Annotated in this window: 16 protein-coding genes and 1 tRNA gene; 11 read left to right on the forward strand and 6 right to left on the reverse strand. The window is 44.2% G+C overall.

Annotation, left to right across the window (positions count from 1 at the left end; all coding sequences use genetic code 11):
• Positions 1-152 precede the first annotated feature (152 nt).
• From eat to eutC, 3 genes are all read left to right on the forward strand, one after another.
• Entirely contained in the window at positions 153-1,487 is a 1,335-nt protein-coding gene (gene eat / locus I5907_RS19845; protein ID WP_196992598.1) for an ethanolamine permease, read from the forward strand.
• A 173-nt stretch (positions 1,488-1,660) separates the two neighbouring features.
• Positions 1,661-3,037, forward strand: coding sequence for an ethanolamine ammonia-lyase subunit EutB (locus tag I5907_RS19850; protein ID WP_196992599.1), 1,377 nt, complete (start codon positions 1,661-1,663; stop codon positions 3,035-3,037).
• Positions 3,034-3,798 (forward strand): ethanolamine ammonia-lyase subunit EutC, encoded by a 765-nt coding sequence (gene eutC, locus I5907_RS19855; RefSeq protein ID WP_231402202.1) that lies wholly within the window; start codon positions 3,034-3,036, stop codon positions 3,796-3,798. Before I5907_RS19850 ends, eutC begins: the two co-directional genes overlap by 4 nt.
• 284 nt (positions 3,799-4,082) lie before the next feature.
• Here eutC and I5907_RS19860 read toward each other — a convergent pair whose 3' ends face one another.
• From I5907_RS19860 to gap, 3 genes are all read right to left on the reverse strand, one after another.
• Positions 4,083-5,282 (reverse strand): phosphoglycerate kinase, encoded by a 1,200-nt coding sequence (locus tag I5907_RS19860; RefSeq protein WP_196992600.1) that lies wholly within the window; start codon positions 5,280-5,282, stop codon positions 4,083-4,085.
• Positions 5,283-5,396: 114 nt separating this feature from the next.
• Positions 5,397-5,657, reverse strand: coding sequence for a hypothetical protein (locus tag I5907_RS19865; protein WP_196992601.1), 261 nt, complete (start codon positions 5,655-5,657; stop codon positions 5,397-5,399).
• Positions 5,658-5,794: 137 nt separating this feature from the next.
• Positions 5,795-6,808 carry a type I glyceraldehyde-3-phosphate dehydrogenase gene (gene gap, locus I5907_RS19870; protein ID WP_196992602.1) on the reverse strand — a complete coding sequence of 338 codons (1,014 nt, stop codon included), beginning with the start codon at positions 6,806-6,808 and terminating at the stop codon, positions 5,795-5,797.
• Between the two features lie 263 nt (positions 6,809-7,071).
• Between gap and I5907_RS19875 the strand changes: the two genes are divergently transcribed.
• A tRNA-Glu gene (locus I5907_RS19875) sits at positions 7,072-7,143 on the forward strand.
• Between the two features lie 166 nt (positions 7,144-7,309).
• Here the strand turns inward: I5907_RS19875 and dnaJ are convergent.
• From dnaJ to I5907_RS19890, 3 genes are all read right to left on the reverse strand, one after another.
• Positions 7,310-8,476 carry a molecular chaperone DnaJ gene (gene dnaJ / locus I5907_RS19880; protein WP_196992840.1) on the reverse strand — a complete coding sequence of 389 codons (1,167 nt, stop codon included), beginning with the start codon at positions 8,474-8,476 and terminating at the stop codon, positions 7,310-7,312.
• Between the two features lie 115 nt (positions 8,477-8,591).
• A complete protein-coding gene (locus I5907_RS19885) occupies positions 8,592-9,164 on the reverse strand; it encodes a nucleotide exchange factor GrpE (protein WP_196992603.1) in 573 nt (190 codons plus the stop codon).
• A gap of 287 nt (positions 9,165-9,451) precedes the next feature.
• Positions 9,452-10,654, reverse strand: coding sequence for a pyridoxal phosphate-dependent aminotransferase (locus I5907_RS19890; RefSeq protein ID WP_196992604.1), 1,203 nt, complete (start codon positions 10,652-10,654; stop codon positions 9,452-9,454).
• 249 nt (positions 10,655-10,903) lie between these two features.
• On the opposite strand from I5907_RS19890, the gene I5907_RS19895 reads away from it, so the two are divergent.
• The 7 genes from I5907_RS19895 (at position 10,904) to I5907_RS19925 (ending at position 22,151) form a co-directional block, all read left to right on the forward strand.
• Positions 10,904-12,106, forward strand: coding sequence for a T9SS type A sorting domain-containing protein (locus I5907_RS19895; RefSeq protein WP_196992605.1), 1,203 nt, complete (start codon positions 10,904-10,906; stop codon positions 12,104-12,106).
• A 75-nt stretch (positions 12,107-12,181) separates the two neighbouring features.
• On the forward strand, positions 12,182-12,931 hold the full coding sequence (rlmB, locus tag I5907_RS19900; protein ID WP_196992606.1) for a 23S rRNA (guanosine(2251)-2'-O)-methyltransferase RlmB: 750 nt from the start codon (positions 12,182-12,184) through the stop codon (positions 12,929-12,931).
• An 8-nt stretch (positions 12,932-12,939) separates the two neighbouring features.
• The gene (locus I5907_RS19905; RefSeq protein WP_196992607.1) at positions 12,940-13,803 is read left to right on the forward strand and encodes a hydroxymethylglutaryl-CoA lyase; all 864 of its coding nucleotides are present in this window, start codon (positions 12,940-12,942) and stop codon (positions 13,801-13,803) included.
• Positions 13,803-14,777 (forward strand): GSCFA domain-containing protein, encoded by a 975-nt coding sequence (locus tag I5907_RS19910; RefSeq protein ID WP_196992608.1) that lies wholly within the window; start codon positions 13,803-13,805, stop codon positions 14,775-14,777. Before I5907_RS19905 ends, I5907_RS19910 begins: the two co-directional genes overlap by 1 nt.
• Positions 14,778-15,133: 356 nt before the next feature.
• Positions 15,134-18,466: a ThuA domain-containing protein gene (locus I5907_RS19915; RefSeq protein WP_196992609.1), complete on the forward strand. Its 3,333-nt coding sequence runs from the start codon at positions 15,134-15,136 to the stop codon at positions 18,464-18,466.
• Between the two features lie 348 nt (positions 18,467-18,814).
• Positions 18,815-21,112 carry a GH92 family glycosyl hydrolase gene (locus tag I5907_RS19920; protein WP_196992610.1) on the forward strand — a complete coding sequence of 766 codons (2,298 nt, stop codon included), beginning with the start codon at positions 18,815-18,817 and terminating at the stop codon, positions 21,110-21,112.
• Between the two features lie 25 nt (positions 21,113-21,137).
• Positions 21,138-22,151, forward strand: a complete 1,014-nt coding sequence (locus I5907_RS19925) for a LacI family DNA-binding transcriptional regulator (RefSeq protein WP_196992611.1) — start codon at positions 21,138-21,140, stop codon at positions 22,149-22,151.
• The last annotated feature ends 39 nt before the right edge of the window (positions 22,152-22,190 follow it).

A 22,190-nucleotide genomic window follows, 5' to 3' on the forward strand; every position in this document is an offset into this window, starting at 1 on the left:
ATTGCGCAGGTAAACCCTGATCGCAAGAGCTGATGCACGTACCGGAAGTACAAGTGAGTGACACAACAGCAGCTTAATAGTAGTACTGTCGCTCACTCTAAAAAAACTTCTTCAATTTTTTTACAATCTTTTTTATCAGTAGTTTCAAGGCCATGAGCAACCAAACTACTGCACTAAAAAAAGTGCTGAAGCCGGTTCACCTATGGGCTTTGGCAGTAGGGCTTGTTATCTCAGGTGAATATTTTGGCTGGAATTACGGCTGGGGTGTGGCCGGTACCGTTGGCTTTCTCATAGCAACACTCCTGGTAACCGTGCTCTACATCACCTTCATTTTTAGTTTTACTGAATTAACAACTTCCATTCCACATGCCGGGGGTCCTTTTGCGTATGCATACAAAGCTTATGGCCCGCTGGGCGGGCTTATGGCAGGCTATGCAACATTAATTGAGTTTGTTTTTGCTCCACCCGCCATCGCATTTGCACTGGGCAGTTATGTGCATTTTTTACATAGCGAAATTCCTGTAACGTTTACGGCTGTGAGCTGCTATGTAATATTTACCTTCATCAACCTTTTTGGCATTAAAGAATCTGCTGTTTTCAATCTTATAGTTACCATACTCGCGGTGGTTGAATTACTCATTTTTATGGGCATTGTTGCCCCGCATTTCAGTGCTGATAATTTTATGCGCAACAATATGCCTTTTGGTGTTACAGGCATTTTTGCCGCTTTGCCTTTTGCTGTGTGGTTCTACCTCGGTATCGAAGGCGTGGCAATGGTTGCAGAAGAAGTAAAAGAACCACATCGCAATATTCCCAAAGGTTATATATTGGGTATAGCAACACTGGTTATCCTGGCTTTGGGGGTCATGATTTTTTCCGGCGGTGTTGGCGATTGGCAGCAGCTAAGCACCATCGATTACCCCCTGCCCGAATCAATCAGTATTGTACTGGGCAAAACAAATAGCTGGACAAAAATCTTTGCCGGCATTGGTTTATTCGGGCTCATCGCATCTTTTCACGGGTTGATCATTGGTTACTCAAGACAGATTTTTGCGTTATCGAGAAGCGGTTTTTTGCCCGCAGTACTAAGTGCGGTAAACAAAAAATACCGAACACCGCACTGGGCCTTAATTGCAGGAGGAGTGGTAGGGCTTATATCAATTTATACAGGTGCAACAAACCAGGTCATCATCATATCAGCCCTCGGCGCTGTTGTAATGTATTGTATAAGTATGATGAGCTTACTTAAACTTAAAAAACAGGGTGGCATACAAGGTACTTTCAAAACACCATTCTATCCCTGGTTTCCGGTCATTGCCTTGTTGCTTTCAGTCGTTTGCCTTGTCGCCATCATCTGGTACAATCCATTGTTAAGCATAATATTTTTTGCAGGGTTAATTATAGCGTTGTTCATTTTTATAGCGTTGAAAAAGCACAGGCAGCCAATAAACGATGAGTTACTCGCAGTGGTTGAAGAAACGGGTTAGTTTTTTCATGATCCCGGCACCTGTACGTTGTGGCATCGCCTGTTGCGTCGCACTCTTGTACGTCATAACAGTTGGGCAACAACGATACTGCGTTTGCAACAATCGTGTAATACCGCCGTTGTGCAACAGGCAGTAATGAGATAGTGCCCCTGCAACATAAGTTTGTATATACTATGGCATATAAATACACGGTAAAAAATCATACCTATCACTTCAATGATTTGAAAACATTGATGGCAAAGGCAACGCCCCTGCGCAGCGGAGATGCGCTGGCCGGTGTAGCTGCCGATACATACGAAGAACGTGTGGCTGCACAGATGTGCCTTGCAGATGTTTCGCTGACTACATTTTTAAACGAGGCTGTTATTCCCTACGAGGCTGATGAAATAACAAGGCTCATTATAGATACGCATGACCGCAGCGCCTTTAACACCATTGCTTCGTTTACCGTGGGTGCTTTGCGCGACTGGCTGCTGAGTGATGCTGCAGATACCCGGTTGTTACAACAATTACAGTATGCCTTTACGCCTGAGATGATTGCCGCAGTAAGTAAAATCATGCGCAACCAGGATCTGATACTCGCAGCCCAAAAATGCGAGGTTGTCACGCGTTTCAGAAATACAATTGGTCTCAGGGGCAGGTTTTCAGCCAGGTTGCAGCCCAACCATCCTACAGATGATGCAAAAGGTATAGCTGCCAGTATTATAGATGGTTTGTTGTATGCAAGCGGCGATGCCGTGATTGGTATTAACCCGGCTACAGATAGTCCCGCACATGTGCACAGGCTTTTGCATATGCTCGATGAATTGATAAACCGTTTTTCCATACCCACGCAGTCATGTGTACTGTGCCATATTACAACAACAATAGAACTAATAGCACAGGGTGCACCGGTAGATCTTGCGTTCCAGTCAGTTGGCGGCACAGAAAAGACAAACAGCAGCTTTGGTATAAATCTTTCGCTGCTGCAGGAGGCATACGATGCAACACTCTCACTCCACAGGGGCGTTACCGGCAATAATGTTATGTATTTTGAAACCGGGCAGGGGTCATCATTGTCCGCCAACGCACATGAAGGTGTCGACCAGCAAACCTGCGAGGCGAGAAGCTATGCAGTGGCGCGGCATTTTAAACCACATATTGTCAATTCAGTGGTAGGTTTTATAGGACCCGAATATTTGTACGATGGTAAACAGATTATGCGTGCCGCATTGGAAGATCACTTCTGCGCAAAGATGCTGGGCGTACCAATGGGTATGGATGTGTGCTACACCAATCACGCAGAAGCAGACCAGGACGATATGGACAACCTGCTGCTGCTGCTGGGTGTAGCAGGATGTAATTTTATTATTGGTGTACCAGGTGCAGACGATATTATGCTTAATTACCAGTCAGCTTCATTTCATGATGCCTTATATGTAAGAAAAGCATTGCAACTTAAACCTGCACCTGAGTTTGAACGATGGCTTATGCAGCATGAAATTATAGATGCGGAAGGAAATCCTTTACCGGTTAAGCACACACACAAACTTTTGCAACACGTATTTTGACAGAACCGCAACAACATATAACACAAAGAGACGAATGGGGTGCACTGCGCAGTTTCACCGCTGCAAGGATAGCGTTGGGCCGCACCGGTGTGTCGTTACCCGTTGGCCAGGCACTGGATTTTAAAATGGCACATGCCCACGCACGGGATGCTGTATTCTCTTATCTCGAAAAAGAAAGAATATTTACCGCGTTGCAAATGTTCCAGTTACCGGTTTTTTTTATACACAGCAAAGCTTCAGACCGGCAGTCATTCCTGCAGCGGCCGGATTTAGGCAGAAGACTTGATGAAGATGCTGTGGTGAAACTGAAGAACTTCAAAAGCAAAGGCTATGACGTGTGCATTACCATTGCAGATGGTTTGTCTTCAACAGCTGTAAACCTGCATGCAGTAAACGTTTTAGCGCTGCTTATGCCCATGCTGGAAAAGGCGCAGATAACTGTCGCGCCTTTTTGTATTGCAGAGCAGGGACGTGTTGCAATAAGCGATGAAACAGGCAATTTATTACGGGCAAAGTTGTCTTTGATCCTGATAGGAGAGAGACCGGGCTTAACTGCAGCAGACAGCATGGGCGCATATTTAACCTATTGCCCGGTAGCAGGGTTAACAGATGAAGCACGCAATTGCATTTCCAATATAAGGCCCGATGGACTGGGTTATCAGGCAGCCGCAGAAAAAATGTTTTACCTGGTCAGAGAGTCATTACGCTTACAGATCAGCGGTGTCCGGTTAAAAGATAATGCCGGTCTTCTGGACCTTTGAGCACAAAAAAAAGTGACCTTACGGGGCCACTTTGTTCTTTTTGTTCCATAGGTTGCTTGTTCCAATATCCAAATCCAAAAGTAGTCTGCTAAATTTTTGAATCTTTCGGTGTTTTCTTAACTGATGTAAAGATACTTTTCACCAAAAGTTTATGCAACCCATATGTGTTTAAATCGTAATAAATCACGAACGGATTGCGATTATAACGCCATGAATTGCCAGCAAAAAATAAGCCAACGTGCTTTTATTTGCATGTTGGCTTTAAAAAAATCTATGAGGAACCGTTAAGCGTTAACAGCGGCTATACCCGGTAATTCCTTGCCCTCAAAATATTCGAGCATGGCACCACCACCTGTGCTTACATAACTTACTTTATCGGTATATCCAAACTGGTTAACAGCAGCTACACTATCTCCGCCGCCTACCAGGGAGAATGCACCATTTTCGGTAGATTCAGCAACTGCGTCAGCAATTGCTTTTGTACCTGACTGGAATTTTTCCATTTCAAAAACACCCATCGGCCCGTTCCACAAAATGGTTTTTGATTTACGGATCACTTCTGCAAATACACCCTGCGCTTTAGGACCAATATCCAGGCCCATCCAGCCATCCGGGATGGCGTCGCTTACAGAAACTTTAGTGTTTGCTTCTTTATCAAATTTGTCTGCAATTACGGAATCTTCCGGCAAATGAATACTTACACCCTTTGCCGTTGCTTTTTCCAACAGATCTTTGGCGGTATCCAGTCTGTCATCTTCACAAAGCGAGTTGCCTATTTTACCGCCACGGGCTTTCATAAATGTATAAGCCATTCCGCCGCCGATGATAATATCGGTGGCCCTTTCAAGCAGGTTTTCGATAATGAGTATTTTGTCAGAAACCTTTGCTCCACCAATAATGGCCACAAATGGTTTTTCTGACTGGTGCAATACTTTTTCTGCACTTTTAACCTCGCCTTCCATCACTAGGCCGAACATTTTTTTCTCCCCGGGGAAAAATTTTGCAATGACCGCAGTGGAGGCATGGGCGCGGTGTGCTGTACCAAATGCATCATTGATGTAAACATCCCCCAACTTCGATAGCTTTTCTGCAAAAGCTTCATCACCTTTTTCTTCCTGTTTGTAGAACCGCAGATTTTCCAGCAATAACACCTGTCCGGGTTGTAATGCTGCGGCTTTTTCGGTAGCCTGTGCACCAATGCAATCATCTGCAAACTCAATAGTTACACCATCCAACAATTCCCCGAGGTGAGATACTATGTGCTTTAGTGAGTATTTATCTTCTGGGCCTTCTTTTGGACGGCCGAGGTGGCTCATTAATATTACGCTGCCACCATCTGCAAGAATCTTTTTGATGGTAGGCACAGCGGCACGCATACGGGTGTCGTCTGTAATAGCAAAGGTTTGTTTATCTAAAGGCACATTGAAATCTACACGGATCAATGCTTTTTCATCTGCAAAGTTGTGATCGGAGAATTTGCTCATGAGTTTATCGTTTTACGATTATAAATTAGTTAGGTAAATGAACCTGTACTTCATCCATTGGATTATTGCTGATTAAAGATGCAACAATATCATTTGTTACATCTACACCACCACCTAAATTTTTGCGAGACTCTGAATACTGTAGATTGGGCCCCATGGTATTCCCCACCAGCCTAAAGCTAAAGTGAGAAATGTAAAAGGTAAACCTTTAACCAGAGGCTTTTCATGAGATCTTACAAAATAAATGTCTGACGGTCTTCTAAGTGTTATGATCAGGAAAGACATGGTGTAACGGTAAATTACAAATTTTGCGCCGTTACTTACTTCCCTTTTCATTTCATCAACAGTAAGCCCTTCAATGTTTTTGATTTTCATTTTTTAAGTTATAAGGTGAAAAAAGAAACCGTAGCGTTTACACACTACGGCTGTATGAAAGTTCAATAGAGAACATTAAGTACAAGTGAGTGACACAACGAAAATATCATAGTATTGCTTCTGTTGGTCAACACAAACTATTTGCTTATTAGACCAGCGAAATAATGTACCGTACGTACTAACTGGCTTACATAGCTCATTTCGTTATCGTACCAGCTCACTGTACGTACCAGTTGAACATCGCCAACTGTTTGTACACGTGTTTGTGTAGCATCGAACAAAGAGCCGAAGCTGCTGCCGATAATGTCTGTGCTTACTATTTCATCTGTTGTATAACCAAAGCTTTCGTTGGCTGCTGCTTCCATTGCTGCATTTACTTCTTCAACAGTGGTTTTCTTACCCAGTACGGCAGTTAACTCAGTCAAAGAACCTGTAATGGTTGGTACACGTTGTGCAGAACCATCCAATTTGCCTTTTAATGAAGGAAGTACAAGGCCGATTGCTTTAGCTGCACCTGTACTGTTTGGAACGATATTTTGCGCTGCTGCACGTGCACGGCGAAGATCGCCTTTTGCATGCGGCGCATCCTGTGTATTCTGGTCGTTTGTGTAGGCGTGTATGGTAGTCATTAACCCGTTTACAATGCCGAAAGAATCTTCGAGCACTTTAGCCATTGGCGCAAGACAATTAGTGGTGCAGGATGCACAACTGATTACTGTTTCACTACCGTCGAGAATACTGTGGTTAACGTTGAATACAATTGTTTTCAGATCACCTGTTGCGGGTGCAGATATTACAACGCGTTTTGCGCCGGCAGTAAGGTGTGCTTCAGCTTTTGTTTTATCTGTAAAAAAACCGGTACATTCCAGTACTACGTCTACATCGTGCTGGCCCCATGGAATTTCAGCAGGATTTTTTTGTGCATATATTTTTACTTCGCTGCCATTAACAACGATAGAATTTTCTGTTGCTTTTACATCTTCGTTAAAACGACCTTGTGCGCTATCATATTTGAGCAGGTGAGCCAACACTTTGGGGCTGGTAAGATCATTGATTGCCACTACATCAATGCCTTCCATGTTAAAGATCTGGCGATATACCAGGCGGCCTATTCTGCCAAAACCGTTGATAGCTACTTTTACTGTGCTCATGTTTAATTGTTTAGTTTTTAAAAAGCGTTGCGAATTTACGTTGAATACAGCTAAAAAACATGATCTTTTTTGTTTACAGGCTGTAGAATATGAATTAAGCTTTTGTTGCGTCGCATTACGTTCATCGTTCTGTAATGCTTATGAACTGTGGCGTTCCGGCGGCAGTTACCAAAACAATTGATAACGATTGCAGAATATTTTAAAAAAGATTTTGCGGAATTGTAATTGACTCCTATTTTTGCACTCCCAAAAAACAAGGGAACGGAGCGTTGGTCAAGGGGTTAAGACACCTCCCTTTCACGGAGGAATCACGGGTTCGATTCCCGTACGCTCTACAGGAAAAGGTAAAGTTGTAAATCCCAATCGTCTGTAAAGATGGTTGGGATTTCTTATTTCAAAAGCTTTTAAATACATTAATTACTAAAATGTCTGTAAATAATAGCATTAGTAGTATGGTTGCAAAAAGAAAAAAACGCTGCAGGTCTTGCAGCGTTTTTTTATTCAACTAAACACTTCCTTCACCCTGTCAAAAAAGCTTTTCTCGCTCTTACCAGGTTGCGGAGAAAAATTGGGACTGCTATTCAGCTTTTCAAGCACTGTTTTTTCTTCACTGGTAAGGTTTTGCGGCGTCCAAACGTTTACATGTACCAATTGATCGCCTTTCTGGTACCCATTTACATCCGGGAAGCCTTTACCCTTCAACCTGAAAATTTTCCCGCTTTGTGTGCCTGCAGGTATTTTTATTTTAGCACGCCCGTCTATTGTAGGTACTTCTACCTGTGTACCAAATACCGCATCGGGAAAAGTAATATGCAATTCAAACGCAACATTTAAACCGTCTCGCTGCAGCTCTTTATGTGCTTCTTCTTCTATTAAAATAATAAGATCCCCGGGTGCGCCACCACGTTCGCCGGCGTTTCCTTTGCCACTCATACTCAGTTGCATGCCTTCCTGCACGCCTGCAGGTATGTCAACAGTTACCATTTCTTCGCCATACACGCGCCCTTCTCCTTTGCAATTACCGCACTTTGCCGTAATTGTTGTGCCTTCTCCATTACAGCCGGGGCAGGTTGTAACAGTCTGCATCTGCCCGAGAAAAGTATTGGTAACTTTTCTTACCTGGCCGCTGCCGCCACAGGTGCTGCATGTCTGCACGCTACCTTTATCTTTGGCGCCACTGCCACCGCAGGTATTACAGCCAACGTATTTTTTTACTTTAATTGTTTTGGTAACGCCTCTGGCGGCTTCTTCAAAAGTGAGCTTCAGCTTTACGCGCAGGTTGCTGCCCCGTACTCCTCTCGGCCTTCCGCCACCAGACGCTCCGCCTCTGCGGCCGCCACCGCCAAAAAAGCTCCCGAATATATCATCGCCGAAAATATCGCCAAACTGGCTGAAAATATCTTCCATATTGGAAGCATGACCGCCACCAAAACCACCCTGGCCGGGAGCAAACGCCTGGTGCCCAAAACGATCGTATTTGGCACGTTTGTCCGCGTCACTTAATACTTCGTAAGCTTCAGCAGCTTCTTTGAATTTTTCTTCTGCAGCTTTATCTCCCGGGTTTCTGTCGGGGTGGTATTGCATGGCCACCTTCCTGTATGCTTTCTTTAGCTCATCTGCTGTGGCAGATTTGCTAACACCGAGTATTTCGTAATAATCTCTCTTCATAAGTCCCACCCCACGAAGGGGAGTTTAACCTAAATCCCAAACGGGACTTAAGAATTTTTGTAATAATGAAATTGTTTTATAAAAAGTCTGCCCCAACCTTTACAGGTTTTGGCTGTTACTTGCCTACTACAACTTTGGCAAAACGAATGATCTTGTCATTCATATAATAACCTTTTTGCACTTCGTCGATTACCTTACCTGATAACTCTGGCGAAGGAGCCGGAATTTCGGTTATGGCTTCATGTTTTTCGACATCGAATTCCTGGCCAATACTTTCCATTGCTTTTACGCCTTTTGAGGAGAGGTTATTCCTGAGTTTATTAAACACCAGTTGAATGCCTTCCTTAATCAGGGTAACGTCGTCAGTGGTTTGCATTTGTTTCTCGGCGCGATCGCAATCGTCCAATACATCGAGTAACGACACGATCACGTCTTTGCCGGCTGTCTGCATAAGTTCCAGCCGTTCTTTACTGGTTCTGCGGCGAAAATTATCGAACTCTGCATATAGCCTGATATATTTATCTTTTTGTTCCTGCAGTTCGGTTCTGAGTGTTTCAATTTCTGATTGCTCGCTCATTGGTTCGTTCAGATGTGTGGTGCCTGCTGCACTTTCGTCAGCATTAATTGAAAAATCAGCCGTTTCTACAGTGTTTTCCTGCTCAAAGGTTTGCTTTTCTTTTTCTTCCATACTTAAAAAATTGTTATTCAGGAGGTCAAATTTTTTGCCAAGGCAAGATAAGTGGAAATATTGGCAGGCGTATTCCTGTATTTTGGCTTTTGTGAGGTGTGCACATACAACGGGCCATATAAAAAGCGATCAGGCTGCGCAGCAGCCTGATCGTATAGCTTCGCATTTGGCGAAAAGCTGTTTTATCGTGAGACGGTTGCTCACTGCTGCACAGCGGACAGGATGTACAGGAGTGCGACGCAACAGGCGCTTAATGCTTAGGTGAACCCCTGGCTCATTATTACTGATCAGCCTGATTTACCGGGGTATACCTCCAGTGCTTTTTCCAGGCAATCCATTGCCTGGTTGATAGCTTCAAGATTGAGTACGTAAGCAAGGCGAACTTCCTGCCGGCCAAGACCGGCGGTGCCGTAAAACCCGGTGGCAGGCGCCAGCATGACTGTTTTGTTGTGATAAGAAAAATCTTCGAGTAACCATTGGCAGAACTTATCTGCGTCATCAATCGGCAGTTTTGCGATTGCGTAAAATGCGCCGCCTGGATTTGGGCACACAACATTGGGCATTTTGTTCAGGCGCTTTACAATGAGGTCTCTCCGGGCCTTGTATTCAGCTTTTGTATCGTCGAAATAATCCGGCGGAAGATCCAGTGCAGCTTCGCCTGCGATCTGGCCAAAACCGGGAGGGCTTAGTCTTGCCTGTGCAAACTTCATGACTGTATCTAACAGTGCCTTGTTTTTGGTAACCAGCGCACCGATGCGACCACCACAACAGCTATATCTTTTGCTGATGGTATCCATCATCACAACATTATTATCTACACCTTCTAACTGCATGGCGCTGAAATGCGTGCCCTCGTAACAAAATTCGCGGTAGGCTTCGTCTGAAAAAAGGTAAAGGTTGTGCTTTAGCACAATCTGTTTGAGTGTTTCCAACTCCTCCCTGCTGTATAAATAACCCGTAGGATTATTGGGATTGCAGATAATAATGGCTTTTGTTTTGGGCGTAATGGCCTTTTCCAATTCTGCTATTGGCGGCAATGCAAAGCCCGACCCGATATAAGAGGTGATGGGTACAACATTGACGCCCGCCGCTACTGCGAACCCGTTGTAGTTAGCATAAAATGGTTCCGGGATGATTACTTCATCTCCAGGATCGAGACAGGCCATAAAACCAAACAAGATGGCTTCTGAACCACCCGTGGTAATAATGATCTGGTTATGGTCTATGGCAATGCCAACAGACTGATAGTAATCCACGAGTTTGCGGCGGTAGCTTTCATTACCTGCACTGTGGCTGTATTCAAGAATCTTAAATTCTGAATGGCGCACTGCATCCAGCACTGCTTTGGGTGTTTCTATATCCGGCTGACCAATATTCAGGTGAAAAACCTTGATTCCTTTTTTCTTGGCTGTTTCGGCATATGGAACAAGCTTTCTTATTGGTGAAGGCGGCATTAGCTGCCCGCGGTGGCTGATAGATAAATTTGGCATAAGGCAAACGTACAGGAAAGCATTAAAATGGCCAATGTTTGTTGCAGGTGATTTTAATTTTGTGCCATCACCAAACGCGGTAGAAGGACTACTACATTTTCATGTGGGTTGTGTGGCTTAGAAACACCTGAGTAAGCTTAAAATACCAACAAAATAAGGGCTTGCAACGAAATTAAAGGCTGGTTTATTACAAACTTATTCAAACAAGTACCAGAAATTTTTTACATTGCACCTGAAAACTATTAAACTATGAGAACGTTTTACCTAATCCCAGGCCTGCTAAGTGCTTTATGTCTAACCTATAACGGCCAAAGTGTTGCCCAAAAATCAAAAGCATTTGCAATTACCGGTTCTACAAAAGGAGATATTTCCTGGAACGCTGTAAGGCAGATTGATTTAACAACCGGCGCTGAATTAAAAAGCATTTACTCGCTAAAGGATAAACCCGCAACATTGGATGCATTAAGTGGTGCCCGTACCGCATCAGGTGCTCCTACCGAAAGCCTTGTGGCTGCAACAGCTTATGACGCAAAAACAAACCGTTTGTTTTTTACGCCGATGCACAGTAACGAGTTAAGGTATTTTGACCTTAATAAAGGCACAAGCGCTGTTTATTACGTGCGTAATACCCCTTTAAAATCTTTTGAAGAAAGAAGCGAAGCCGATGTAGTAACAAGAATGTGTTTTGGCGCTGATGGTTATGGCTATGCACTAACCAATGATGCAAGCCACCTTATCCGTTTTACGTCCGGCAATAAAATTACTATCTCAGATCTTGGTGCAATAAAAGATGGTGCAGACAACGATGGTATTTCTATCCGTAACTTCTGCACAAGCTGGGGTGGAGATATGATTGCAGATGCAATGGGAAACCTGTATGTGATCAGCATGAAAAGAAACGTGTTCAGGATTAACCCACAAACAATGGTGGCCGATTATATGGGCGCAATCGATAACATGCCTGCTGATTATACCATTAACGGCGCCGCTGTAGATGATAAAGGCAAAGTGGTTGTAAGCAGTGCCTCCAGAACAGATAACTATTACAGCGTAGATCTTTCTACCTTAAAAGCTACAGCGTTCGCAAAACAAGGCGAAGATGTTTATAACGCATCTGACCTTGCAAGTGGTCACCTGGCTTACGAGAGTATTTCTGAAGTAAAAGCAAATCCTGCTGTAAATGTTTCCGGCAACAGTGCTGTAAGCATATTTCCCAACCCTGTTATAACCAGGAGTTTCCAGGTTTCATTTGATAAGGTTGCTACAGGCACGCAAACACTTCAGTTATCAACTGTAACGGGTAACGCTGTACTTACAAAAGTGATCAACGTAAATGCCAAATCAACTACACAAATTGCACTTCCTGCCTCTGTAAACAGTGGTATTTACCTTGTAAAAGTTAGCGATGCTAACGGAAAAGTTACCTACTCAGGTAAGATCGTAGTTTATTAGTGCCGGGTTATACATAATGCTTAACATATTTTAAAGTCCCGCCAATTCGGCGGGACTTTATATTTTCGCAGTCTTATGTTTCAATCGAAGAAAAATATTATTGCAGGCCGTAACCCTGTTACAGAAGCACTTAAAAGCGGGCAAACAATCGATAAGATACTGATGTACAAAAACGCGTCAGGAGACGTAATACAGGAAATAAGAAAACTTGCAAAAGATCTGAATATACCTGTACAATATGTACCCAACGAAAAACTAAACGGTTTAACGAATGTACAGCACCAGGGTGTGGTAGCTTATAAAACAAGCGTGGTCTACCAGGATCTGCAGCAGGTAATTGATCACACAAATGATAAAGGTGAAACAATACTTTTTGTAATGCTGGATGGTGTAACCGATGTAAGGAACATAGGCGCCATAGCGCGAAGTGCGGTTTGCTGCGGCGCACAGGCGATTATTATTCCCGACAAAGGAGTGGGAGCATTAAATGAAGATGCTGTAAAAAGCAGTGCCGGTGCAATGGAACGTATCAATATATGCAGGGTAAATAGTTTATTAAAAGCGGTAGATACATTGCACCTGAATGGCGTGAAAGTATTTACGAGCGAAATGAAAGCTGGCATTAAACTGCATGAGCTTGGTCTTACGGAACCATGTTGTATCATTATGGGTAACGAAGAAAAAGGCGTGCAGCAATACATGAGCAAAGCGGCCGATGCTCATTTCACCATACCAATGAAAGAAGGTTTCGATTCGTTAAATGTTTCTGTTGCAACAGGTATAATATTATATGAAGCGTTGAAACAGAGAATGCTCAAAGCATAAAGGTTTATATGCCGGAATTACAAACAATACAACTGGTGGAATGCCCGAGAGATGCCATGCAGGGCTGGCACAGTTTTATACCAACACCTGTTAAGACCAGTTATCTGAATGCCTTACTTAAAGCAGGATTTCATACACTTGATTTCGGCAGTTTTGTATCCCCTAAAGCCATACCGCAAATGGCAGATACAAAGCAGGTGTTAACAGCGCTTGATTTACGTGATACTCAAACAAAATTGCTGGCCATCATAGCCAACAGGCGTGGTGCTGAACAGGCTGTTGGCTATGATGAAATAACATACCTCGGATTTCCTTTTTCCGTATCACCAACTTTTCAGCAGCGCAACACAAACAGCACCCAGGAAGAAAGCCTGGGCACGGTTGCAGACATACAGGAATTATGCATAAAAAATAAAAAGCAACTGGTTATCTACCTCAGCATGGGTTTTGGAAACCCCTATGGCGATGTTTACAGCGAAGAAATCCTGTTGCAATGGGCAGATAAAATAGCTGCGCTTGATATTACCATTATTTCGCTGGCAGATACGGTAGGGCTGGCAACCCCTGAGCAAATATCCAATGCTTTGGCAGCACTTGTACCCGGTTATAAAACCGTAGAATTTGGTGTGCATTTACACTCATCTGCCGCCAATGTGCACCAGAAGTTACAAGCCGCAATCGCATCAGGTTGCAGGCGTTTTGATGGGGCACTAAAAGGTATAGGTGGCTGCCCCATGGCGCAGGATGATCTTATTGGCAACATGCCTACGGAAACAATGATCAGCTATTTTGAAGCGCAGGGTTTAAAGTTGCACATCAACCGCCAGGCTCTGCAACATTGTATACAGCTGGCAAATGAAATATTTATTTAATGAAGCTACTTACCGACATCAATATAAAAGCGTTACAACCTTTTATTACATACCATGATAAATTATTACTCACCGGTTCCTGCTTTACCGAGCATATCGGAAATTATCTTGCCGATGTAAAATTCAGCATACTGCAAAACCCTCATGGTATTTTGTTCGATCCACTTAGTGTGTGCAGCAGTCTCATTTCGTACATACAGAACCGCCGGTACACCGCAGATGACCTCTTTTACCTCAATGAAGCATGGCATAGCTGGCAGCACCACAGCAGGTTTTCGCACCCCGATAAAGACGTGTGTTTGCAAATGATCAACGAATCACAGGCAAAAGCGCATACGTTCTTAAAACAGGCAGACTGGCTTATCGTTACACTAGGCTCATCTTTTAGTTATAAGCTGGCAGATGGTTTGATGCCTGTTGCCAACTGTCATAAAGCGCCAGCGCAAACTTTTAAAAAACACCTTTGTACCATAGAAGAAACCGTTACAGCATTGGATGGTACCATTCACCAGTTATTTCATTTTAATAAGCAACTCAAAATCATTTTTACCATCAGCCCCGTGCGTCATCTGCGGGATGGTGTGGTAGAAAACAACCGCAGTAAGGCAAGACTTATAGAAGCGGTTCATCACCTGGCAGATAAGTTTGACAGGCTATATTATTTCCCCGCATACGAGCTCGTAATCGATGTATTAAGAGATTACCGTTTTTTCGATATCGATCTTGCACACCCTAACTATGCAGCCACACAGTTTGTGCTCGAGAAATTTGCAGCGCATTGTTTTGATGAAACAACACGCACGCTGTCAGAAGACATAAAAAAACTCGTTATAGCCGCCAACCACAAACCTTTCAATCCACAGTCGCAGCAGCACAAGAGCTTCCTGCAAAACCAGCTACAGAAAACCATGCAATTACAGCAGGAGCACCCTTACCTCAATTTTTCCAGGGAACTGCATTTTTTTGGCGGTTAATTTTTAGTGTTACCAGCTGCAGAATATCTGGCATCGCCTGTTGTGTCACTCACTTGTACGTTCTGTACATGTGTGAGCAAGGCGCGGGTATTAAGCTGCATGTAAAAAATTGCGCAACAGGCAAATGCCGCAACCAACAGCTCATGGCTGCATTGCAGTACAAGAGTGCGACGCAACGGATGCTTCATAGCAGCACAAATGCCCGGCCCCAAAAAAATACACTGTTGAAATATTAGCAAATCATCATAAAAAATTGCTTGGTGTAACTGTTGACATTTTATATGCATCAATATATAAGTGTGAAATAAACATTTTACAATATCTTTCAGCTATTGTCTAACTCTTATTACTTCCAAATGAAAAGAATCATCGCCGCATGTTGTGTTGTTATTGTTGCAATACTGTTTAACGGCTGTGCATCTGAGAGCGGCCCCGCAATATTGGTGTTCACTAAAACAAAAGGCTATCACCACGAGTCTATACCTGCCGGCGTTGCAGCCATACAAAAGCTGGGAAAAGAAAATGGTTTTGGTGTTGATACAACTTCCGACGCTACCGTTTTCAATGATGATGATCTTAAAAAATACCGTGCAATAGTTTTCTTAAGTACCACGGGAAACCTGCTTAATGCAGATCAGCAGGTAGCATTCCAGCGTTACATAGAAGCAGGCGGAGGGTTTATGGGCATACATGCCGCAGCAGATGCCGAATATAGCTGGGGCTGGTACAACAAGCTGGTGGGCGCATATTTTAAAAGCCACCCCAGCGACCCTAATGTTCGTAAAGCAACCATTGTGGTACAGGATACCACACAGGCGGCCACGAAGGGCCTGCCGGAAAAATGGGAACGTACCGATGAATGGTACAACTATAAAAACATCAGCGCAGACCTTACGGTACTGGCCACGCTTGATGAAGACAGTTATGAAGGTGGTGAGAACGGCAGAAATCACCCCATTGCATGGTATCATGCATATGATGGTGGCCGCGCTTTTTACACCGGTGGTGGCCATACAACAGAAAGTTATAGTGAGCCATTGTTCCTGCAGCATATTGCAGGTGGTATTAAATACGCCATGGGTGCAGATACTGCAAAACTCGATTATGCAAAAGCATATGCCATAAAAGCACCCGAAGAAAACAGGTTCACCAAAACGGTGCTTACCAACGATCTGAATGAACCCATGGAGATAGCTGTACTAAAAAGCGGTGTAGTATATATCGTGGAGCGTTCAGGCAATTTTTTTGCATACAAACCTGCTGACAATACCACGAAGCTTATTCATACATTTAAAGTATTGCCAGACACAAAAGAAGCATTTGGAAATGGTGTATTGGGTATGACGATTGACCCGGACTTCGATACCAATAAGTTTGTGTATATCTTTTATTCGCCCGATTCGCTGCCTGCGCACCAGAATATTTCCCGCTTTACCATGATCAAAGAAGATTCTATTGATCTTGCTTCCGAAAAAGTAATAATACAGGTACCCATAGATCTTGAAGTAAGCGCACATACAGGCGGTTCGCTTGCATGGGATAAAAACAAAAATCTGTTTATCTCAACCGGCGATAATACAGTTCCGTTTGAGTCCAACGGTTACGCACCACTCGATGAAAGAAAGGGAAGGATCATTTACGATGCGCAACGCTCTGCAGGTAATACCAATGACCTTCGTGGTAAGGTACTGCGTATTCACCCGGAAGCAAACGGCAGTTATACAGTACCCGACGGCAACCTTTTCGCAAAAGGTACTGCAGGTACAAGACCGGAAATATATACCATGGGTTGCCGTAACCCTTACCGCATTTCTGTAAACCAGGAAACCTCCACCGTTTACTGGGGCGAAGTTGGTCCTGATGCAGGCGAAGATTCCAAAACAGACCCTCGTGGTTATGATGAGATCAACCAGGCCAAAAAGCCGGGCAATTATGGCTGGCCTTATTTTGTTGGCGATAGCAAACCTTACCACGATTCTGATTTTGCCACACAGGCAATTGGTGAATTGTTTGATGTAAACGGCGCAGCCAATAACTCGCCCAACAATACAGGGCTAAAAAAATTACCTGCGGCAACCAAAGCTATGATCTGGTATCCTTATGGCCTTTCAACAGAATTTCCTGATCTGGGTGAAGGTGGCAGAACGGCAATAGCCGGCCAGTTCTACCATTACAATAAGCAGCAGGCTAAAAAGAATGGTATCCCCGATTATTACGACAATTGCCTCTTTATAATGGACTGGATGCGTAACTGGATTTTCGCCGTTCGTTTTGATGAAAATGAAAACTACAAACGCATGGAACCATTTATGCCGCTTACCGGCGACTTCCGGAGACCGATAGATATGGATATTACGCCGCAGGGTGTAATGTATGTGCTGGAGTATGGCTCTGTTTACGGTGCAGACAACGATGACGCAAGACTTGTGCGTGTTGATTACAACGATGGCAACAGGGCGCCGGTGGCCGTTATCAGCGCAGCAGACACCATTGGCCTTGCGCCTTTAAAAGTAAGTTTCAACAGCAACAGTAGTTACGATTTCGATGAAGACGACCAGTTGAAATATGAGTGGATATTTGAAGATGGAAAAGTTGGCTCAACCGAAGCTAACCCTGAGCATACTTTTAATAATAAAGGTGTATACAAAGTAATACTTAAAGTAAGCGACCCCTCGGGAGCAGCTTCAGCAGATACAATGGAGATCAAAGCGGGTAATACACTGCCGCAGGTAGCCATCAGCACTACCGGTAACAGTTCTTTTTATTTTGGTAATGAACTCAGGGATTACACTGTAGCCGCCACAGATAAAGAAGATGCGGCAATAGATCCGCTGCGTATGCACGTACAACTCAGGTATATACCTAAAGATGCCGGTACATGGAAAGTTACAAACGGTAACGGAGAACTGGTAATGCCCGGGCGCATATTAATTGAAACAAGCGATTGTGGCGCCTGTCACCAGTTTGATAAAACGGTCATTGGGCCCGCCTTTACGGAAGTGGCAAAGCGTTACAACAATAAACCCGGTGAAATACCGCGGCTCGCCGGTAAGATCATCACCGGTGGTGCGGGTGTATGGGGTAATCATTATATGAACGCACACCCGCAGCTGAGCAAAGAAAGTGCGGCAACAATCGTGAAGTATATCTTATCACTGGCAGATCAGGCAACACAGGACAGTCTTCCTGCAACAGGCAGTGTTCAGTTAAAGCAGGCCGCCGGAAGACAAAACGGCACGTTCATTTTATCAGCTTCTTATACAGACGCAGGCAATGGCGTAGTGCCGCTCACCACTACAAGCCAGCTTGTTTTGCGCACTCCTAAAATAGAAGCAGAAGATGCAGATGCCCTCAGCCGTATACGCAGAAATAAAAACGAACTTGGCAGCATCCACAACAACTCATATTTCGTATTGCGCGGTATCGATCTTACCGGCATCAGCAAAGTGAATTACTACTATTCTTCCGAACGCCTTGCGGCAACTGTAGAAATACATATCGACGGTCCCAGGGGTGCGGTAATCAGTACACTCAATTATCCTTCCACCGGAAGTTGGTCAGCATACAAACAGTTAAGTGCCGCCATTACTGCAACACAAGGCAGGCACGATCTGTATTTTGTATTTAAAAAAGATACAGAACCCAATCACGACCTGTTTTCTTTAGACTGGTTAAGTTTTGACAAGTAATATTATGAACCGGGCTACAGAATAAGCATGAAGCACCTGTTGCGTCGCACTCTTGTACTGCATAACGATATGCAGCAGCTCCGGGTGCAACAGCGTGTATTTAAATAAGGCATTTAAACAGGCATAATGCAGTAAGTATTAAAACCCGGAGCATCAGCGCCGGGTTTTAGCTAAATAAAATATATGATCGGCTTAGCCAAACCTGCCTTTCTCAAAATTGCCAGGTTTTCGTTCACACAGCCTTACGGCAGAAAATTTTGTTGGTTATAGCGGTTCTGACGCTTACACGTTACATGTTCCAAACACTTTTCCCGTGCTTATGGGATCATGCATTAATACGTGTATGCAATGCGTATAACAACAGGTATTGTCTTTTTTTTATTTCCCTTTATCATATATGCGCAAAACAACGCGCAATACGTAAACCCGTTCATTGGTGCCATCAATGGCGCCGGGAAAGCTGGTATATACCACGGCCTGGGCAAAACCTTTCCGGGCGCAACCACACCATTCGGCGCTGTGCAGGTTAGTCCAAACACCATCACTGGTGGAGACAACGGTTCTGGCTACAGTTATGAAGACAGTACCATTGAAGGGTTCGCATTTACACAAATGAGCGGCGTAGGCTGGTTTGGAGACCTGGGAAATTTCCTGGTAATGCCGGGAACAGGAAACATAAAAACCTGGAGCGGCAAACCTGGTGATGCGAAGGCCGGTTACCGGTCGCACTATGCAAACCAGCAGGCAGGTGCTGGTTATTATGCGGTGCAACTAACAGACTACAATATAAAAGCAGAAATGACGGCAGCACCGCATAGCGGTATGATGCGGTTTACATTTCCTGCAAACAGGCAGTCGCATATTTCCATAGATCTTGCCCGAAGGGTAGGAGGTACATCTACCGAACAATACGTGCACGTAGTAAACGAAAATACCATTGAAGGTTGGATGAAATGTACACCAGACGGCGGTGGATGGGGTAACGGAGATGGCAGGGCAAACTATACCGTGTACTTCTACGCGCAGTTTAATAAACCGCTCAAAGATTACGGTACCTGGAGTGCCTCAATCCCTGATACAGCAAGCCGTAAACGTGAGGCGATTGAAAGTGATTATTACCAGCAACGTATAGCTGATGCAAAAATTGAAAAAATGGCGGAAAAGGTGCAGGGTAAGCATCTTGGTTTTTTCTCGTCTTTCGAAACCAAAGCAGGTGAGCAGGTATTGCTGAAATGTGGTATATCATTCGTATCGGTAGAAGGAGCTAGAAATAACCTGCAAACAGAATTGAAGCACTGGGATTTTGATGCTGCTAAAGCGCATGCTTTTAATAGCTGGAACCGGGCTTTGTCAAAGATCAATATTAAAGGGGGTACAAAAGATGAACGTACTGTTTTTTATACCGCATTGTATCATACCATGATCGACCCGCGTAACGTGACAGATGCAGATGGTTATTATACCGGCGCAGATCAGCAAAAACACCGCGCAACAACATTTCAGAAGCGTACCATCTTCAGCGGCTGGGATGTTTTCAGAAGCCAGTTTCCGCTACAGACGTTAATCAACCCCGCCGTAGTAAATGATATGATCGCATCATTGGTTACAATGGCTGATGAGAGCGGTAACCAATACCTTGAGCGGTGGGAGCTTCTAAATGCCTACAGCGGCTGTATGTTGGGCAACCCGGCCGTGGTGGTACTGGCAGATGCTTATGGAAAAGGGATCAACAGTTACGATAAAGAAAAAGCATACCGGTATGCTGTAAACACCTGCGGAAAATTTGGCAATGGCGACAAAGGCTTTAGTTCAGCCGTTTCAATTGCCAACACGCTCGAATATGCATTTGCAGACTGGTGTTTATACAAGCTTGCAAAAGAAACCGGTCACTATGCGGATACCTTAAAATACCTGCAAAGATCGCAGGCATATAAAAATATTTACGACAGTACGCACCACTGGTTCCGGCCCAAAAAAGAAGATGGCAGTTGGGAGCAATGGCCTGCTACGGGCAGGCTTACAGACTGGTACGGCACTTTTGAAACCAATCCTTACCAGCAAGGTTGGTTTGTACCCCATGACATCAATGGTATGGTAGATATGATGGGTGGAAGACAGGCCGTGCTTTCAGATCTCGATTCTTTCTTTGCCCACACCCCACATGATTTTTCATGGAACGCATATTACAATCATGCCAACGAACCGGTACATCATGTGCCGTACCTGTATAACGCCCTTGGGCAGCCGTGGAAAACACAATACTGGACAAGAACGATATGCAGCAATGCGTATAAAAATGATGTGGATGGTTTGGTAGGCAATGAAGACGTTGGCCAAATGTCTGCGTGGTATGTATTGTCTGCCGCAGGCCTGCATCCTTTAAATCCTGCCGCAACCACTTACGAGATTACAAGTCCTGCTTTTGAAAAAATAGTAATTGCCCTCGACAGGCATTATGCAAAAGCTGGAAGTTTTACGGTTGCCGCAAAAAACAACAGCAGCCGGAACATTTATATACAAAGTGCCACACTGAATGGTAAAGTCTACAACAAGAGTAGCATCGATTACCAGGACATTCTTAATGGCGGCAAACTGGAATTGGTAATGGGGCCGCAACCGTCTTTAACGTGGGGGCTTGAAAGATAGATCACACGGTTCCTCTTTACTGATTATGAAAAAAGTATTACTGAAAGAAATTGCAAGCATAGCCGGGGTTGTTCCTTCCACCGTTTCGTGCGTATTAAATGGCAAGGCCAAAGAACGCAGGATAAGTGATGATCTCGCACAAAAAATAAAAGAAATAGCCGAAGGCGTAGGGTATATACCCAACCAGGTTGCCGTAAGCTTACGCACAGGTTATTCGCGTATACTGGGCTTAATCGTGGAAGATATTTCCAACATTTTTTTTGCCACACTGGCCAAAGTGCTGGAAGATGAAGTACAAAAGCATGGGTACCGCGTGGTATACTGCAGCACGGAAAATGATAAACAAAAAGGCACGGAATTACTGAATATGCTGTATCACCGGCAGGTAGATGGCTACATTATTGCACCCGCGCTGGGCATGGAAGAAAGCATAAAAAGCCTGCTGAAACAGCATAAGCCGGTGGTTTTGGTCGACAGGTTTTTTCCCGGGGTGGGCACCACCAATGTGCTGGTTGACAACTATGGCTCTACAAGGAAGGCCATTGGTTTTTTGCTGCGGCAGGGTTATAAGAGAATTGCTTTTGTTACAACCAACCGCCAGATGGTGCAGATGCAGGAACGGGAGAAAGCGTATAAGGATGAACTGGCAGATTCACTCTCAGCAGTGGATGAGCATATCGTGCTCAACATTGATTATTTCAATCTTTACCCGGCGGGCAGGGAGATCATTACTGCTTTTCTTTTGCAGAATGAAGGTGTGGACGCAGTATTTTTTGCAACAAATTACCTCGGTATGTATGGCCTGCAAAGCCTGAAGACTCTTGGCTGGAAAATTCCGGATAGGATTGCCGTGGTATGTTTTGATGACAATGACATTTTCAAACTGTATTCGCCGGGTATCACCTGTATAAGGCAGCCCATTCATGAAATTGCTACGGCTGCCGCAAAGAGGATTATCGGGCAGATCGAATCTGACCGGCAGCCGGAAAATGAACAGGTGTTGATAGAAGGCGAACTGGTTATAAGGGGGTCTGCATAGTGCGAAAATTTTTTTTTGAAAAAAATCCGCGCATTTGTT

Source organism: Panacibacter microcysteis, from assembly GCF_015831355.1.
Taxonomy (GTDB): domain Bacteria; phylum Bacteroidota; class Bacteroidia; order Chitinophagales; family Chitinophagaceae; genus Panacibacter; species Panacibacter microcysteis.

Bases quoted from the DNA above. Each gene is read 5' to 3' on its own strand.
- I5907_RS19910 (WP_196992608.1), top strand. From the start codon at position 13,803: ATGAAGCTACTTACCGACATCAATATAAAAGCGTTACAACCTTTTATT.
- I5907_RS19890 (WP_196992604.1), bottom strand. From the start codon at position 10,654: ATGCCAAATTTATCTATCAGCCACCGCGGGCAGCTAATGCCGCCTTCA.
- gap (WP_196992602.1), bottom strand. From the start codon at position 6,808: ATGAGCACAGTAAAAGTAGCTATCAACGGTTTTGGCAGAATAGGCCGC.
- I5907_RS19860 (WP_196992600.1), bottom strand. From the start codon at position 5,282: ATGAGCAAATTCTCCGATCACAACTTTGCAGATGAAAAAGCATTGATC.
- I5907_RS19885 (WP_196992603.1), bottom strand. From the start codon at position 9,164: ATGGAAGAAAAAGAAAAGCAAACCTTTGAGCAGGAAAACACTGTAGAA.
- rlmB (WP_196992606.1), top strand. From the start codon at position 12,182: ATGTTTCAATCGAAGAAAAATATTATTGCAGGCCGTAACCCTGTTACA.
- dnaJ (WP_196992840.1), bottom strand. From the start codon at position 8,476: ATGAAGAGAGATTATTACGAAATACTCGGTGTTAGCAAATCTGCCACA.
- I5907_RS19895 (WP_196992605.1), top strand. From the start codon at position 10,904: ATGAGAACGTTTTACCTAATCCCAGGCCTGCTAAGTGCTTTATGTCTA.
- I5907_RS19865 (WP_196992601.1), bottom strand. From the start codon at position 5,657: ATGAAAATCAAAAACATTGAAGGGCTTACTGTTGATGAAATGAAAAGG.
- eat (WP_196992598.1), top strand. From the start codon at position 153: ATGAGCAACCAAACTACTGCACTAAAAAAAGTGCTGAAGCCGGTTCAC.
- I5907_RS19905 (WP_196992607.1), top strand. From the start codon at position 12,940: ATGCCGGAATTACAAACAATACAACTGGTGGAATGCCCGAGAGATGCC.
- I5907_RS19915 (WP_196992609.1), top strand. From the start codon at position 15,134: ATGAAAAGAATCATCGCCGCATGTTGTGTTGTTATTGTTGCAATACTG.
- I5907_RS19850 (WP_196992599.1), top strand. From the start codon at position 1,661: ATGGCATATAAATACACGGTAAAAAATCATACCTATCACTTCAATGAT.
- I5907_RS19925 (WP_196992611.1), top strand. From the start codon at position 21,138: ATGAAAAAAGTATTACTGAAAGAAATTGCAAGCATAGCCGGGGTTGTT.
- I5907_RS19920 (WP_196992610.1), top strand. From the start codon at position 18,815: ATGCGTATAACAACAGGTATTGTCTTTTTTTTATTTCCCTTTATCATA.